At 63.2% G+C, this 15,185-nt stretch carries 16 protein-coding genes; 12 read left to right on the top strand and 4 right to left on the bottom strand.

Annotated elements, in window-relative coordinates; genetic code table 11:
• Positions 1 to 32: 32 nt before the first annotated feature.
• Positions 33 to 983: a GlxA family transcriptional regulator gene (locus AGI3411_RS15920; RefSeq protein ID WP_129528342.1), complete on the bottom strand. Its 951-nt coding sequence runs from the start codon at positions 981 to 983 to the stop codon at positions 33 to 35.
• Positions 984 to 1,097: 114 nt separating this feature from the next.
• Between AGI3411_RS15920 and AGI3411_RS15915 the strand changes: the two genes are divergently transcribed.
• The gene (locus tag AGI3411_RS15915) at positions 1,098 to 1,694 is read left to right on the top strand and encodes a LysE family translocator (RefSeq protein WP_129528341.1); all 597 of its coding nucleotides are present in this window, start codon (positions 1,098 to 1,100) and stop codon (positions 1,692 to 1,694) included.
• 21 nt (positions 1,695 to 1,715) lie between these two features.
• Here AGI3411_RS15915 and AGI3411_RS15910 read toward each other — a convergent pair whose 3' ends face one another.
• Complete coding sequence (locus tag AGI3411_RS15910; RefSeq protein ID WP_129528340.1) at positions 1,716 to 2,357, bottom strand: DUF2239 family protein; 642 nt, start codon at positions 2,355 to 2,357, stop codon at positions 1,716 to 1,718.
• Positions 2,358 to 2,549: 192 nt separating this feature from the next.
• Between AGI3411_RS15910 and guaB the strand changes: the two genes are divergently transcribed.
• The 8 genes from guaB (at position 2,550) to AGI3411_RS15870 (ending at position 10,518) form a co-directional block, all read left to right on the top strand.
• Positions 2,550 to 4,010 (top strand): IMP dehydrogenase, encoded by a 1,461-nt coding sequence (guaB, locus tag AGI3411_RS15905; protein WP_062680199.1) that lies wholly within the window; start codon positions 2,550 to 2,552, stop codon positions 4,008 to 4,010.
• Positions 4,011 to 4,127: 117 nt separating this feature from the next.
• On the top strand, positions 4,128 to 5,720 hold the full coding sequence (guaA, locus tag AGI3411_RS15900; protein WP_129528339.1) for a glutamine-hydrolyzing GMP synthase: 1,593 nt from the start codon (positions 4,128 to 4,130) through the stop codon (positions 5,718 to 5,720).
• A 654-nt stretch (positions 5,721 to 6,374) separates the two neighbouring features.
• Entirely contained in the window at positions 6,375 to 6,653 is a 279-nt protein-coding gene (locus tag AGI3411_RS15895) for a thioredoxin domain-containing protein (protein WP_129528338.1), read from the top strand.
• Complete coding sequence (locus tag AGI3411_RS15890; RefSeq protein ID WP_129528337.1) at positions 6,654 to 7,604, top strand: DMT family transporter; 951 nt, start codon at positions 6,654 to 6,656, stop codon at positions 7,602 to 7,604. It abuts the gene before it with no gap.
• Positions 7,605 to 7,638: 34 nt separating this feature from the next.
• Complete coding sequence (locus AGI3411_RS15885) at positions 7,639 to 8,355, top strand: glutathione S-transferase family protein (protein ID WP_129528336.1); 717 nt, start codon at positions 7,639 to 7,641, stop codon at positions 8,353 to 8,355.
• Position 8,356: 1 nt separating this feature from the next.
• The gene (locus AGI3411_RS15880) at positions 8,357 to 9,151 is read left to right on the top strand and encodes an SDR family NAD(P)-dependent oxidoreductase (protein ID WP_129528335.1); all 795 of its coding nucleotides are present in this window, start codon (positions 8,357 to 8,359) and stop codon (positions 9,149 to 9,151) included.
• Positions 9,152 to 9,202: 51 nt separating this feature from the next.
• Positions 9,203 to 9,817 carry a TetR/AcrR family transcriptional regulator gene (locus AGI3411_RS15875; protein WP_129528334.1) on the top strand — a complete coding sequence of 205 codons (615 nt, stop codon included), beginning with the start codon at positions 9,203 to 9,205 and terminating at the stop codon, positions 9,815 to 9,817.
• Positions 9,814 to 10,518, top strand: a complete 705-nt coding sequence (locus tag AGI3411_RS15870) for a glutathione binding-like protein (RefSeq protein WP_129528333.1) — start codon at positions 9,814 to 9,816, stop codon at positions 10,516 to 10,518. Before AGI3411_RS15875 ends, AGI3411_RS15870 begins: the two co-directional genes overlap by 4 nt.
• Before the next feature lie 286 nt (positions 10,519 to 10,804).
• Here AGI3411_RS15870 and soxR read toward each other — a convergent pair whose 3' ends face one another.
• Entirely contained in the window at positions 10,805 to 11,266 is a 462-nt protein-coding gene (soxR, locus tag AGI3411_RS15865; RefSeq protein WP_129528332.1) for a redox-sensitive transcriptional activator SoxR, read from the bottom strand.
• A 137-nt stretch (positions 11,267 to 11,403) separates the two neighbouring features.
• Here soxR and AGI3411_RS15860 point away from each other — a divergent pair, with 137 nt between their 5' ends.
• Both AGI3411_RS15860 and AGI3411_RS15855 read left to right on the top strand, forming a co-directional pair.
• Positions 11,404 to 11,817, top strand: coding sequence for a DoxX family protein (locus AGI3411_RS15860; RefSeq protein WP_129528331.1), 414 nt, complete (start codon positions 11,404 to 11,406; stop codon positions 11,815 to 11,817).
• A gap of 30 nt (positions 11,818 to 11,847) precedes the next feature.
• Positions 11,848 to 12,483 carry an NUDIX hydrolase N-terminal domain-containing protein gene (locus AGI3411_RS15855; RefSeq protein ID WP_129528330.1) on the top strand — a complete coding sequence of 212 codons (636 nt, stop codon included), beginning with the start codon at positions 11,848 to 11,850 and terminating at the stop codon, positions 12,481 to 12,483.
• Between the two features lie 54 nt (positions 12,484 to 12,537).
• Here AGI3411_RS15855 and AGI3411_RS15850 read toward each other — a convergent pair whose 3' ends face one another.
• Positions 12,538 to 12,876 (bottom strand): hypothetical protein, encoded by a 339-nt coding sequence (locus AGI3411_RS15850; RefSeq protein WP_129528329.1) that lies wholly within the window; start codon positions 12,874 to 12,876, stop codon positions 12,538 to 12,540.
• A 289-nt stretch (positions 12,877 to 13,165) separates the two neighbouring features.
• On the opposite strand from AGI3411_RS15850, the gene AGI3411_RS15845 reads away from it, so the two are divergent.
• Positions 13,166 to 15,058 (top strand): hypothetical protein, encoded by a 1,893-nt coding sequence (locus AGI3411_RS15845; RefSeq protein WP_129528328.1) that lies wholly within the window; start codon positions 13,166 to 13,168, stop codon positions 15,056 to 15,058.
• The last annotated feature ends 127 nt before the right edge of the window (positions 15,059 to 15,185 follow it).

Below are 15,185 nucleotides of genomic sequence, written 5' to 3'. Positions count from 1 at the left end.
AAGCGCGTCCGCCACCTCGATTAAACCGCATATCAGCGCAGTTCGCGCACACCGCGCCCCAGGCGCCGTCGCAGCAGGTTCCGCAGGGTGACGCCGTCCGCGTAGCCGACCTGCGCGGCGATCTGCTCCAGCGACAGGCTGCTGGTTTTCAGCAGGTGGGCCGCGCGTTCGACCCGCAGATCCTGGAAGAACGATAGCGGGCTTTTGCCCAGCACCTGCTGCGTGCGCCGCGCCAGGGTGCGCTTGCTGGCGCCCAGCTGCTGCGCGGCGGCGTCCAGCGAGAACCCTTGCGCCAGATGCTCGCGCGCCCAGCGCTCGAAGGCCTGGACCAGCGGATCGGCATGCGCCAGGTGGTCGGCAAGCGCATAGGCGGACTGCGCGGGCCGCTGGTCCACGATCAGATAGCGCGCCACCAGTGCCGCCAGTTCAGGACTGGCCTGGCGCACCAACCATAGCGCCATGTCCATGTGGCTCAGCGCCGCGCCGGCCGTCAGGAACGCCGACGAGCGGACCAGCATGCGGCTGTCTTCGAGTTCGACCTCGGGATAGCGCTGCCGGAACAGCGGCACCAGCCACCAGGTGGTGGTGGCTTTCTGGCCGTCCAGCAGGCCCGACTCCGCCAGCACGAAGGTTCCGATGCAGGCTGCGGCGGTGTTGCCGCCGGGCGCGCGTTCCCGCAGCATCCGGCCGCTGTCGCGCACGTCGCGGCGCTCCAGGGCCGGCACCAGCGTCTCGGGCATCTTGTAGCCGATGGCGGGGATCACGATCCAGTCCGGATCGGCGGGATCCGGGCTGCCCGAAACCGGCACGCTGAATCCCTGCGACGTGCGCACATGGCGGCGCATGCCCACGATGCGGGTATCGAAGGGCGCGATGCGGGCCGGCAGCATGGGCGCCAGTTCGTTGGCGGTCGCAAACACGTCCAGGATGGCCGACAAGCCTGTATCGAACACGCCGTCCAACGCGAGGATCTGCATTTTCATGGCAAGAACACTATCAAAGATGTCAATAGCGCCAATATTAATAACGCCCGCGCAGGCCCACAATTCGGCTGTCTTCATCTGCATGGCGTGCATGGTGCGCGCCGGGAGCCCATCTTGCCCCTCGAAAACCTGTTTGCCCTGGCGACGTTCGCCCTGGTGACTTCCATCTCGCCCGGGCCCAGCAATGTCATGCTGATGACGTCGGGGGCCAATTTCGGCTTCGCAAGAACGTTGCCGCAGGTGCTGGGCATCACGGTGGGCTTCACCTCGCTGCTGCTGGGGGTGGGGCTGGGCCTGGGCGCGCTGTTCCAAGCCTGGCCGGCCCTGTCTACGGGCCTGAAGATCATCGGCGCGGCCTATCTGCTGTATCTCGCGTGGCGCATTGCGCTGTCGCGCTCGATCGCCCCAGGCAAGGGGGCGTCGGCACGGCCGCTCAGCATCATGGAGTCGGCCCTGTTTCAGTGGGTCAATCCCAAGGCCTGGATCGTGGCGCTGGCGGCGGTGGCGGTCTATATGGATGCGGCGGCGCCGTGGGCGTCGCTGGCCTGGCTGTGCGCCGTCTTCGCCCTGGTGAACCTGCCGGCCGTGTCCGTGTGGGCCGGCTTCGGCGTGGCGCTGCGCGGCTTTCTTGCGCACCCCGGGCGCCTCAAGGTCTTCAATATTGCGATGGGGGCGCTGCTGGCGGCGACGCTGTGGCCCATGCTGCGCTGAGCCGGGCGCACAGCGCAGCCGTCATGCCGCGGCCGGCTCAGCGGACGACGGCCACGCCAGGGCCGTGGCGTAGCCGCGCACGTCCGCCGGCCAGTTCGCGACCTGCAAGACAAAGCGCTCCCGGTCTTCGGCATAGAGCGCCCGCGTCGCTTCTTCGAAGCCGGGCAGGTTGCCCGCCATGCCGGACATGAAACGGTAGGCGGCCTCCTGGCGCTCGCGCCGCCGGTCCCGCGCTTCGTTGTCGCGGCGCGCCTGTTCCACCAGCTTGCGCAACGCCACGGACGCGCCGCCGGGCTGCGCGCTCAACCAGTCCCAATGGCGGGGCAGCAGGGTGACTTCGCGCGCCACCACGCCCAGCCTGGGCCGGCCGCGGCCGCGCGGCTGCGCGTCGTCGGGGGCGTCGGGGGCGGGTTCAGCATGCGCGGCCGCGGCGTCCGCCGGAATGCGATGGCGTTCACCGATGCTGGTTTCGTCGCCGCTTAGGTCCAGGTCCACCTGCTTGCCGGAGCGGTCATCGAATACCAAAAGGGGGGCGTCGCTGCCGGCGGCCATGGCCCGCTTGACGGCCAGCGCCACGTCGGCCAGCGCGCCGGCGGTGAGAATGCGATGGCCCGCGAAGGCCGTGTGGGGATCGGCGGGGCGGGGCGGATGCAAGTTGTTCATTATTTTGTCCGGGTAAAATTGTGATCGAATTATCATCCGGGTAAAAAATGAAGTCAATACATCCGGGTAAAAAAAGTTTGCGCAGGCCGGTGCGGCAGGTTCCGCCTCAGAAATATCCCCGCGAACCTAGGGTCAACACCTAGGCAAAATACACAGGCGGCGTATAATCTTGCTTTGCGCCCGGAGTTACCCATGCGTCTCGTACAAAAAGCGCTCACCTTCGACGATGTGTTGCTGGTGCCTGCGTATTCCGAGGTCCTGCCTCGCGACACTTCCCTGGCCACGCGCCTCACCCGCAATATCAACCTGAACATCCCGCTCGTGTCCGCCGCCATGGACACCGTGACGGAATCGCGCCTGGCCATCGCCATGGCGCAAGAGGGCGGCATCGGGATCATCCACAAGAACCTGTCGGCAGAAGCCCAGGCCCGTGAAGTGGCCCGCGTCAAGCGCCACGAGTTCGGCATCGTGATCGATCCGGTCACCGTCACCCCCCAGATGAAAGTGCGCGACGCCATCGCGTTGCAGCGCCAGCATGGCATCTCGGGCCTGCCGGTGGTCGAAGGGCGCAAGCTGGTCGGTATCGTCACCAACCGCGACCTGCGCTTCGAAGAGAACCTGGACCAGCCCCTGCGCAATATCATGACGCCGCAGGAACGCCTGGTCACCATGAAGGAAGGCGCCACGCTGGACGAAGCCCAGGCCCTGATGCACAAGCACCGCCTGGAGCGCGTGCTGATCGTGAACGACGGCTTCGAACTGCGCGGCCTGGCCACGGTCAAGGACATCGTCAAGAACACCGAGCACCCGATGGCCAGCAAGGACGCCCAAGGCCAGCTGCGCGTGGGCGCGGCGGTGGGCGTGGGCGCCGGCACCGAAGAACGCGTCGAGAAGCTGGTTGCGGCCGGCGTGGACGTGCTGATCGTCGACACCGCGCACGGCCACTCCAAGGGCGTGCTGGAAGGCGTGCGCTGGGTCAAGCAGAACTACCCCAAGGTTGAAGTCATCGGCGGCAACATCGCCACCGCCGCCGCCGCGCGCGCGCTGGTCGAGTATGGCGCCGACGGCGTCAAGGTCGGTATCGGCCCGGGCTCCATCTGCACGACGCGTATCGTGGCCGGCGTGGGCGTTCCGCAGATCCACGCGATCTCCGAAGTCGCCAAGGCGCTGGAAGGCACGGGCGTGCCGCTGATCGCCGACGGCGGTATCCGCTACTCGGGCGACGTCGCCAAGGCGCTGGCCGCCGGCGCGTTCGCCTGCATGATGGGCGGTATGTTCGCCGGCACGGAAGAAGCGCCGGGCGAAGTGGTCCTGTTCCAAGGCCGTTCGTACAAGTCGTACCGCGGCATGGGCAGCCTGGGGGCCATGACGGACGGCTCGGCCGACCGTTACTTCCAGGATCCCGCCAACAACGCCGACAAGCTGGTGCCGGAAGGCATCGAAGGCCGCGTCCCCTACAAGGGCAGCGTGCTGGCCATCATTTACCAACTGGTGGGCGGCATCCGCGCCTCGATGGGCTACTGCGGCGCCGCCACCATCGACGACATGCGCACCAAGACCGAATTCGTGGAGATCACCTCCGCGGGCGTTCGCGAGTCCCACGTGCACGACGTACAGATCACCAAGGAAGCGCCCAACTACCGCGCCGACTGATCCGTACAGTCAACTACAATGTCATGCATCACGCACCGGCAGAACCGCAAATGAACCAGCGGTTCTGCCGGTGCGGTTTTATTTACTGCGGTTTCATTCATTACCGGTAGAGTCTCCATGCACCAGCGCATCCTCATTCTCGACTACGGTTCGCAAGTCACCCAACTGATCGCCCGCCGCGTCCGCGAAGCCGGCGTGTATTCCGAAGTGCATCCGGGCGACGTCGACGACGCCTTCGTGCGCGAACAGATGGCGCAAGGCCTGAAGGGCATCATCCTGTCGGGCAGCCACGCCTCGGCCTACGAAGAAGGCTCCATGCGCGTGCCCCACGCCGTGTTCGAGCTGGGCGTGCCCGTGCTGGGCATCTGCTATGGCATGCAGTCCATGGCGCAGCAGCTGGGCGGCGTGGTCAGCTTCTCCGACCACCGCGAATTCGGCTACGCCGAAGTCCGCGCGCACGGCCACACCAAGCTGCTCGACGGCCTGGCCGACTTCACCACGGATGAAGGCCACGGCATGCTCAAGGTCTGGATGAGCCACGGCGACAAGGTCACCGAGCTGCCCCCGGGCTTCAAGATCATGGCGTCCACGCCGTCCTGCCCGATCGCCGGCATGGCCGACGAAGACCGCAAGTTCTACGCCGTGCAGTTCCACCCCGAAGTCACGCACACCGTCCAGGGCAAGGCCATGCTGGCCCGTTTCGTGAACGAGATCTGCGGCTGCGAAGGCGACTGGAACATGCCCGACTACGTGGCCGAGGCCGTCGCGCGCATCCGCGAACAGGTCGGCGACGACGAGGTCATCCTCGGCCTGTCGGGCGGCGTGGATTCGTCCGTTGCCGCGGCCCTGATCCACAAGGCCATCGGCGACCAGCTCACCTGCGTCTTCGTCGACCACGGCCTGCTGCGCCTGGACGAAGGCAAGCAGGTCATGCAGACCTTCGCCGAGAACATGGGCGTGAAGATCATCCACGTCGACGCCACCGCCCAGTTCATGGGCAAGCTGTCCGGCGTGGCCGATCCCGAAGCCAAGCGCAAGATCATCGGCCGCGAATTCGTCGAAGTGTTCCAGGACCAGGCCGGCAAGCAGAAGAGTGCCAAGTGGCTGGCCCAGGGCACCATCTACCCCGACGTCATCGAATCCGCAGGCGCCAAGACCGGCAAGGCCACCTCCATCAAGTCGCACCACAACGTGGGCGGCCTGCCGGACACGCTGAACCTGCAGCTGCTGGAGCCGCTGCGCGAACTGTTCAAGGACGAAGTCCGCGAACTCGGCGTGGCCCTGGGCCTGCCGCCGCAGATGGTCTACCGCCACCCGTTCCCCGGCCCCGGCCTGGGCGTGCGCATCCTGGGCGAAGTCAAGCACGAATACGCCGAACTGCTGCGCCGCGCCGACGCGATCTTCATCGAAGAACTGCGCAATACCAAGGACGAGGCCAGCGGCCTGACCTGGTACGAGCTGACCTCGCAGGCGTTCGCCGTGTTCCTGCCGGTGAAGTCGGTGGGCGTGATGGGCGACGGCCGCACCTACGAATACGTCGTCGCGCTGCGCGCCGTGCAGACCTTCGACTTCATGACGGCTGATTGGGCGCCGCTGCCGCACCCGCTGCTGGCGCGGGTGTCTTCGCGGATCATCAATGAGGTGCGCGGGATTAACCGGGTTGTGTACGACGTGTCGAGCAAGCCGCCTGCGACGATCGAGTGGGAGTGATTTAACGTCCTTCGAGGACTATCGCCAACCAGCAAAACAAATTGACGGTGGCGCTGGCGGTAAGAATCGAAGCCGGATTAAGACACTCTCGTTCACTATTGAGACTTTTACCGTCTTTGACGGTAAAAGTCTTTTTTACGCCACTTTCCGAGCACCAGCAGGCCTCCAGGTCCCTAGCGGTAAAAGCCGTCGAAAAACCGGAGGAGAGCCTCGATGCTGACCGACGTCGGCACTGCGAAATCTGAAGCCTAAGTCCAAGATTCATAAGGCTCATAGCTGGCGCCCCTCGGCCGAACCCATGTCTAGTTCCCGGGGCTGTGAACGCTCCCGTCGCGAGTCCCACGAAAAAAACTGCGTGATCGTGCTCATTTGGGGCCGGCGCTGCCAGGGTAGGCCGACCTCGAGCGCGTCGAACTGGGCCTACGTCACGACCGGCTTGGTCGCTTTGATCTAGCCTGGCCACGTGAAGCGCGCGACGCGCAAACAGGCGCTCGACGCCAGCACGCGTGCCCATAACCCCCTTACTCGCTCCGGAGTGCATCCGACGAAACTAGGCATGGCTGTTTTATAGCGTTCGATATAGAATCGGCGGGAGCGGCACGATTTTGCCGCACTCGTTCATCCACTCCCTCGCTTTGGAAGGTCTCTCGCCAAATGGCCATCGTCGATCTCAAACTTCAACTGCGAGAGTTGCAGGAGAAATTCGTCCGCACCGCCCCGGCCGGCCGGGTCGAGCTCTATGAATCCAAGATCGAGGAACTGCGATCTGATTTCGCCAAGCGTGTCGCGCTGAAGAAGGGTGATAGCGCGCCGGACTTCTCGTTGCCGAATGCGCATGGCGATGTCGTGTCGCTGTCGTCTGCCCTTGCACTAGGACCGGCAGAGACTCGTCCCGCAGCGTTTGCTCGCGGCGTTGCGAAAGCAGGTCTCTGAATGATCCAGGGTAACAATCCCGCACAGGGAGCGGTCGTCCCATCGGCCGCCCTGGCGCAGTTTCAGAGAGCGCCCCGGAACACGTTGCGCGGACTCTTCTGGGCCGGACTGAGCGTCATGATTTTTGCGGGATGGTTCGTCGTGACGCGCTTCAGCGTCACGCGCGAACTGCGCCTGTGGGATGTGACCGCGCTGCGATTCGGTATCGGGGCCATCATTCTTCTTCCGGTGCTGCTGAGAAGCAAGAGACGCATCTCGGCCAGGGAATGGCTTGAAGGGCTGCTGTATGCCTGCCTATGGGGATTGCCTTTCGTCCTGGCCGTCGCGCTCGGCCTGCAGCTCACATCGGCCGGGCGCGCGGCGGCGGTCACACCGACCCTGATGCCGGTATTCGCCGGCACTTTCGCGTGGATCTTCCTCAAAGAGAAACAAGGTAGGGCGCGCTGGTGTGGTTATCTCGCCATTGTCATTGGGCTGGTGTGCATGGTTGCGGGCGGCGTTTCCGCTCACGGAGGCATCAACCCACTAGGCCTCATCGCCCTCATGACTGCGGCTGCGATGTGGGCGGTCTACACGCTGCTCTTTCGGCGCAGCAAACTGACGCCGGTGCAGGCAGCCGCCCTCATCTGTTTCTGGTCGGCCGTGCTCTTCCTGCCGATCTATATACTTGCCGGGCTCAGTCGCCTCGCCTTGGCTTCGCCCAGCGAGATCGGTTTGCAGGCCATCTATCAGGGTGTCCTGATGAGCGGGGTTGCGATCGTTTCCTTCAATCGCGCTGTCGCGCTTCTGGGCCCATCCGCCGCCACAGCCATCATCGCGCTGATCCCGGTGGTCGCTTTACTGGCCGCCATTCCCGTACTTGCAGAACTGCCGTCCCTTGGGGAATGGGTCGCGCTTGCCGCCGTTGTGGGCGGTGTGTTGCTGGCGGCACGTCCGTCCGCGAAGCAGTGAAACCACGGAATTCCACGAGAGCGAGGCAACCAACATGATCCGGTTCTACTTCCATCCGACCCCCAACCCCGCGAAGATCGCGCTTTTCCTGGAGGAGACCGGCTTAGCCTACGAAGCTGTTCCGGTCGACACGAGCAGGGGCGAACAGCACATGCCGGCGTTTCGCGCGATCAATCCGAACGGCAAAGTGCCGGCCATTGTCGATACCGATGGTCCCGGCGGCAAAGAGGTCAGGGTCTTTGATTCGACTGCTATCCTGATCTATCTCGCCGAAAAGACCGGTCAGCTTCTGGGCGCACCGGAGGATCGGCCGGAACTACTGTCCTGGCTGCTCTTCATCGCCTCGGGACTGGGACCGTTCTCCGGGCAGGCGGTGCACTTCCAGTTTGCCGCGCCCGAAGGCCTGGACTACGCCGTCAACCGCTACCGCCGGGAGGCGGAGCGGCATTACCAGGTCCTCGACGACCATTTGTCGGGACGCGACTACATCGTCGGCAGCAGTTTCACGATCGCCGACATCTCTACCTGGGGATGGCTCGATCGCGCCTCGCGTGTTCGCAAGGGTGCCGAGGATCCGTTGGGGCCGTTTCCGGAACTCAAGCGGTGGTTCGCAGGCGTGGATGCGCGTCCCGCGGTCGGGCGCGCCAGGGCGCTTGCGAAGAGCCATGCCTTTAAAACGATCAACGACGAAGAGACCAAGCGTGCGCTCTTCCCGTCCAACTATCCGGCTGCATCGGCGCAAGGAGTTTGAAATGGAACTTAGGGACAAACGGGTCCTCGTCACTGGCGGATCCAGCGGGATCGGGCTCGCGCTTGCACAGGCGCTCGCGGCGCGAGGTGCCAGCGTGGTCATCACCGGGAGGCGAAGAACCGTCCTTGACGATGCGCTGTGCAGCTTCGACTCCGTGACGGGCGTTTGTGCCGACGTGGCAACCTCCGAGGGACGCGCGGCCACGCTGGACCAAGCAATGCAGGCGCTGGGTGGACTCGACATTCTCGTCAACAACGCCGGCGGTGTGCGGGCTGGCCGGCTGGAGAACACCACGGAAGCCGACATCGAACAGATGGTAGTCGTCGACTTGCTCGCGCCGATCCTGCTGACCCGCGCGGCGATGCCCGCCTTGCGATCCAGTGGCGACGCCATGGTGGTGAACATCGCTTCCGGCATTGCCTTGATCGGTGCGCCATTCTATGCAACCTATGCCGCGGTGAAGGCGGGCCTGGCTCACTTCGGCGAAGCTCTCAGGCGCGAACTCAAAGGCGAAGGCATTCATGTCATGACGGCTTATCCCGGGGGGACGGACACGCCGATGATGAAGTCCAACCGGGCAGGCCCCGAACTGGGTTTTTCGCGCGAGTCTGCTTCAGCAGTGGCTGACGCCATTGTCGAAGGGATAGCGACGAACGCCTTCGAGGTCATTCGTGGTGGCGAGGCGCGAGCCCAGATGATTGCGCTCAACCGCAACGATCCAGCAGCGGTCGACGCGAGATTTCAGGGGCTCAAGAGCGCCTTGGAGGCAGCGGTTAAGGATCACAGCGCGCTCTGATGGCTCAACGTCAGGCACTTCCTTCCATATTGAAGCAATTCAGGTACGACCATGGCGCGCCCCAAAGAGTTTGACGAAGCCGCAGCGCTAGATGCCGCGATCCAGTGTTTCTGGTCACGCGGTTATGAGGCCACCTCGGTGCGTGACCTAGCCGACGCGATGGGTATCGCCGGCCCCAGTCTGTACAACACGTTCGGCGACAAGCGCAAGCTGTACCGGCAGGCACTTGAACACTATGTCGAGCGAGGCTTTTGCAATCGGGTCCGGCGCTTCGAGTCCGAACTGGCACCTCGGGCGGCCATCGAGGCGTTCTTCGACGAGATCATCGAATTGTCGTTGGCCGACGACCAGCGCAAGGGCTGCATGATCGTCAATTCGGCACTTGAGCTGGCGCCCCACGACGCGGAGTTTCAGGCGGCGCTGGCCAATGTCCTGCGCGACATGGAGGCCTTCTTCCATCGCTGCGTCGAGGCGGGTCAGGGCAGTGGCGCGATCAGCGCTGCACTGCCCGCAGACGATCTTGCCCGGATGTTGCTCGGTCTGCTGATGGGATTGCGCGTTCTCGCGCGCTCGCGGCCAGAACCGGAACTGCTGCGTGGGGTTGTGCGGCCCGCATTAGCGCTGCTCGATGGCGCCGGCCCATCTCAACAAGGGAATCTCAAATGATCGATCTCTACTATTGGCCTACGCCCAACGGCCACAAAGTCACGATGTTCCTGGAGGAGGCCGGTCTCAAGTACGGCATTCATCCTGTCGACATAAGCGCGGGCGACCAGTTCAAGCCGGAGTTCCTCGCGTTCTCGCCGAACAACCGGATGCCGGCGATCATCGACACGGAGCCGGTCGACGGCGGAACACCCGTGACCGTCTTCGAGTCGGGTGCCATCCTGCTCTATCTCGCGGAGAAGACGGGCCTCTTCATGCCGAGCGACCTGCGCGGACGGAAGGCGGTGCTGGAGTGGTTGTTCTGGCAGGTCGGTGGACTTGGCCCCATGGCCGGCCAGAACCATCACTTTGGCATCTATGCGCCGGAGAAAATTCCCTACGCCATCACGCGCTACGTCAACGAGACCAACCGTCTCTACGGTGTGCTCGACCGGCGTCTGGCCACGCATGAATACCTCGCCGGCGAGGCGTATTCGATCGCGGACATGGCGACCTACCCGTGGGTGGTGCCGTGGAAGCGTCAGCAGCAGGAACTCGACGATTTTCCGCACCTTCGACGGTGGTTCGATGCGATCCGCAATCGCCCCGCGACGATCGGCGCCTACGCGCGTGGCGAACCTTTCGCGTCACGCCCTGCGGTGACGGAAGAGGGCAAAAAGCTCCTCTTCGGTCAAACCGCCGCCGGGCCGAGGCTTACCTGATCGGTTTCGCAAGCATCAGGGACCTGACCGCAATACGAAGCCATACCCGCCTCGGCACTTCTCCTTTGTCGGAGGAATGTGCCGCGTTGATGCCGATTCAAAAAAAGCGGGCTGGTGGGCGTTGACCCAGGACTAGCGGCGCGATGTGTTCGAGGCACGATCCCGGTACATTGCCATCGGCCTCAAATACCCGCGGGCCATTACGATTGTCGCGATTTCGCTGCGCCCCATCGACGTGCAAGGTCTGCCCCGTCATGAACCCCGCATCTATCGCACGATGATGCATTCACGGCCGCTCCAATAGATGCGGACCCGAACCGCTTTCTCCCAATACGTCCAGCGGGTTGCGCAAGGGGCAATCTTCCAGCGACAGGCAGCCGCAACCGATGCAGCGGTCCAGCTCGTCGCGCAGCCGTTCGAGTTTCGTGATGCGCTCGTTCAGGCGTTTCCGCCAATTCGATGAAAGCTCGTGCCATTGCGCGGCGCTGAGCTTGCTGCCGGGCGGGTAGCGGCACAGCGTTTCCTTGATTTCCTCCAGCGGAATCCCCGTTCGCTGGGCCACCTTGATGACGGCGATGTAGCGCAGCACCGCGGAGGGGAAGCGGCGCTGGTTGCCCGCATTGCGCGTGCTGGCGATCAATCCCCTGGATTCGTAGAAATGGATGGTGGAAACCGCCACGCCGGCCCGGTGCGCGACTTCGCCCACCGTGAGCATGCGCGAGAAATCCATCGGTCTCTTCCCATTCATGTGTTTGACCTCAACTTAACTTGAGCTTTTATAGTCCGGCAGGCCGATGCGGGCAAGCCCTCGGGATTGCCTGTTTCCCCGTAACCCTGCCGGCCGCGTGGCATAGCCGCTGGCCGATTTTTCAATCGTGGAGACCCATGCAAGACTTCGTAAATAAGGCGCTGGACAGCCGCTGGCTGTGGATCCTGGCCCGTATCCTGCTGGCAGTGGTATTTCTTTCCTCGGGCTTGGCGAAGCTGATCGATTTCCAGGGCGGGCTTGCCGAAATGCGCGCCGCCGGGCTGGAGCCGGACTGGCTGTTCAACATCGCGACGGCGCTGGTGCTGATCGGCGGCTCGGTCCTGCTGCTGCTGGATCGCGTGCTATGGCTGGGCGCGGGAGCCCTGTCGGTGTTCCTGTTGCTGACCATCGTGGTGGTGCATCGCTTCTGGGCGATGCCGGAGCCCCAGGCCAAGCTCGCGATGTTCTGGGCGCTGGAGCATGCTACGGTGATCGGCGGATTGATCGCGGCGGCCATCGCCAGCCGCCTGCGCCCCAAGGGGCGGGCGTGAGGCTCGTCCAACACTGGATCCGGGATTGCCATGTCTGCCTCCGTCACTACCGATATCCTGAATTTCATCGAGGAAACGCTGGGCGTGGCCCAGATCGGCCTGACCTACTCGACTGATGCCTTCGACATTGCGCGATTTCACCGGCTTCGCGCCTCGGCCGCCGCCTTGCTGGGCAGGCTAGAGGGAGTCGAGGTCGAGAAGCTGGGCAAGTGGATCGCCTATGACGAGCACTATGCGACGCCCAAGCTGGATGTGCGGGCCCTGGTGTACGACGCTCAGGGCTGCGTGCTTCTGGTGCAGGAGAAAAGCGATGAGTTGTGGACGTTGCCCGGGGGCTGGTGCGATATGGGCGAATCCCCATCGGCCTCGGCGGTGAGGGAGGTCGAGGAGGAAACCGGCCTGCAAGTCGAGGCGGTGCGTCTGGTCGCCTTGTTCGACAAGCTCAAGCATGGCCATCCGCCCCAGATTCCGCATGCCTACAAATGCTTTTTCCATTGCATCGTGACGGGCGGCGAGATCCGGCCGGAAACCGACGAAACGCTGGCTTGCGGTTTTTTTCCGGTGGACGGCTTGCCCGCCTTGTCGTTGCACCGGGTAACGGAGGATCAGATTGTGAGTTTGTCGCGACACGTGGCGCGTGGTGGGCAGTCCTGCCTGTTCGACTGATTCCCAAGGGCTTTCAACGGCATGGCATCGTTGTTCGCCCACGCCGATTCCGCTTCAATCCTGTCCGGCCATCGCCTTGAGCGGCCGGCAGGTCTCCGCCTTTTCTTCCTCGTCGTACTCCGCCAGGGCGGCTCGGGCTTTGCCGTATGACCACGCGTAGGCGGCATCGAAGGCGCCGGGGGCGATGCCGGATTGGACGGCGGCGGCTTTCTGCCGTTCCTTGAAGAGGGCCATCATCTCGGGCGAGGGCACGCCGCAGAAGTCGGCCAGTGCGTGGAACTGGCCCGCGGAGGCAGCCTTGCTTTGGGTTTCCTGGGCGGACGCGCAGGCGGCCGTCAGCAGCAGGATCGCGCCGGCGATGTATGAGGCGGGTCTGGCGGGAAGGTGGGACATTATTCTTCTGGTGAGGATACTTCGGGTTGTGGCTGGCCGTATTTGATATTTCCGGCTCGAAGACCCGCCGGGCTGGAATTTTAGCGGCGGGAGTTTGTCCGCGCGCAAACGGACCCGCGGCCGATCCGGATTTTTAGGGGAAAATGCAGTCAGGCAGGAAAGTTGGATGACACCGTAAGCGGGAGAAGGCGATGCGCTCCAAGCATCGACGTTTCGTCGCCCAGGGATAGCTTCAACTCCGCAGATGCCCATGCTGGCGCTTTGAAATACTGGCGGGCGGGAAAGAAAAATGGAAAAGAAGCGGGAGAAGATCAAGAAGAGGGTGATGGCGGCCTTGGAACTGCCATCCGCGCCAGCGGAGGAGTTGGCGGCAGTCTTGCGGGAGGTCAAACTGCACCGCCTCTATGTCGATCGGGACATAACAGGCCTTCTTCGGAAGCAAGGCGACGTTCGGAACGTGCAAGAACTCCTGGCAGATGCCGATATTTTTGTGGCGCTGGATCGTTCATTTACCGACCGTATCGCCGCCATCGGCGCAAGATTCGATTCCCGGTCCGATGAGCTCTATCACACGATGCTGGTGCACGAGCAACAGCTCAGATCCACCTGTGGGTTGCCGACTTACGAGCATTTCAATACCGCCATCGAGGTGAAATTCCTGGACGAGGGTCATTACAAGAACCCGTTGGACTTCGGCGCCTCGGTGGACTACGCCATGTCTTACTTCTCCCTCACGCTGCGGTCGTTCCTGGAAGCGGGGGAGAAGATGGGCGCGCACTATGAAAGTGCGAAATTCGACGCGGCATGCCTGCATCTTCCCCTGAGTGGCGAATGGGCGATTTTCCACGAACGACGGTCAATCTGGGAACACGGGCATGCGAAGGGGACGCGGCATGAGAACGTTGCGGTCTTCGATGCCAGCAGGTCTGAATTGCTGTCCGCGTTCAGAGTGTCGCTTAGCCGGCTTCGCGGGGTTAGGCAAGGAGAGTCCTTTAATCCGATGACCCATCCGGCGGTCAGCGGCTCAACCCGGAAATTACCTATCGATGGGTTCAGGTCGAACGACGAGGTGAAGTCCGCATACATGACGGCTCAACAGTTCTACTCGGAAGACCTGCGGGAGGAAGTCCGTGGAGCCAGGTTGTGCGAATGGATTCGCGCCTATACGGTAGTCAAGGAGATTGCGAAGAAGCACATTGAATCGCATCCCTTGATTGGGCAGCCGGCGACGTTGCTGTTGCATAAGAACGCCGATTTTTTCCTGGCCGAGTTTGCCGCGGCGGGAATTCCGGTGAAATCTGCCGAGCAGATTCTGTGCCGCTTCACCTTCAATGCGTCTTCGAAGGACATTCTTGATGCGCCATTGATTCCCTTCAATGATGAGCTGGTCCTGGTTCCTACGGCGGCCATGCTGATCGAGCCGGCTTTTTCCCTGGAGTCTCTCCTGAAAAGCATAAGAAGCAAGCGGGACGAGCCAAACCATGAGCTGCAGTTCATCGGGCCGGGCTTCGAGAAACTGACTCGCCGGGTATTGACGGATGCGGGCATCGTCGCGAGAAAGGTCAAGCATAAGAACCGGGACTGCGATGTGGCCTTCGTGCTGGAAGAGGACGTCTTGTTCCTGTGCGAGTGCAAGGGCCGGTTCCAGACCAGCGATTTCCGCAGCTACGTGGAACTGGAGGCTGAGCTTGTCCGGGATGCCGCCCAACAACATCGGAAGACGTGCGACTACTTCGAGAGCAATTTGGCCCACGTCCGGGACCGGCTTGGGCTTGCGCCGGCATGGGTGCCGTCCAGGGTGGTGAGGGTGATCTTGACGTCCGCAAAACTGGGGCGGGTGAGAATAAGCGAGGACTTTTACGTCATTGACGAGAACATGTTCTATGCCTTCTTTGCCCGCAAAAAGCTCTCCATGCGGCCTCTGACGTCCCGGCGGCGCACCTTCGTCCACGATGCGCGCCTGGACGGCCCAATCACCGTGGACGCGTTTGTCGCCTACATGAACGATCCGCCCAGCATTTCACGGACTCGCATGTTGCTGGAGGAGCGTGAGGTGCACTTTGAACTGGACGGCCGCAATATCACGTTCAAGGATGTCGAGTGCTATGGGGAGTTGCTGAAGGAGCATAAGGAGGGCGCGGTATGGACTTTCCCCGGAACGACGGTCCATCACTATTCCTGACGGTATCGGGCGCGTCGGGCCCCCGCCTCGGAGCCGGCGCACGGCAGGGGCGGCCGCCAGGTGCGTACGCCATATGACATTCCGCCTGCGGCGGCAAGGCGGGGAACAGCCTGAGAGCCCTTATGCT

Source organism: Achromobacter agilis, from assembly GCF_900496965.1.
GTDB classification, from domain to species: Bacteria; Pseudomonadota; Gammaproteobacteria; order Burkholderiales; family Burkholderiaceae_B; genus Achromobacter; species Achromobacter agilis.
This window is presented reverse-complemented; position numbering and strand designations above follow the sequence as displayed.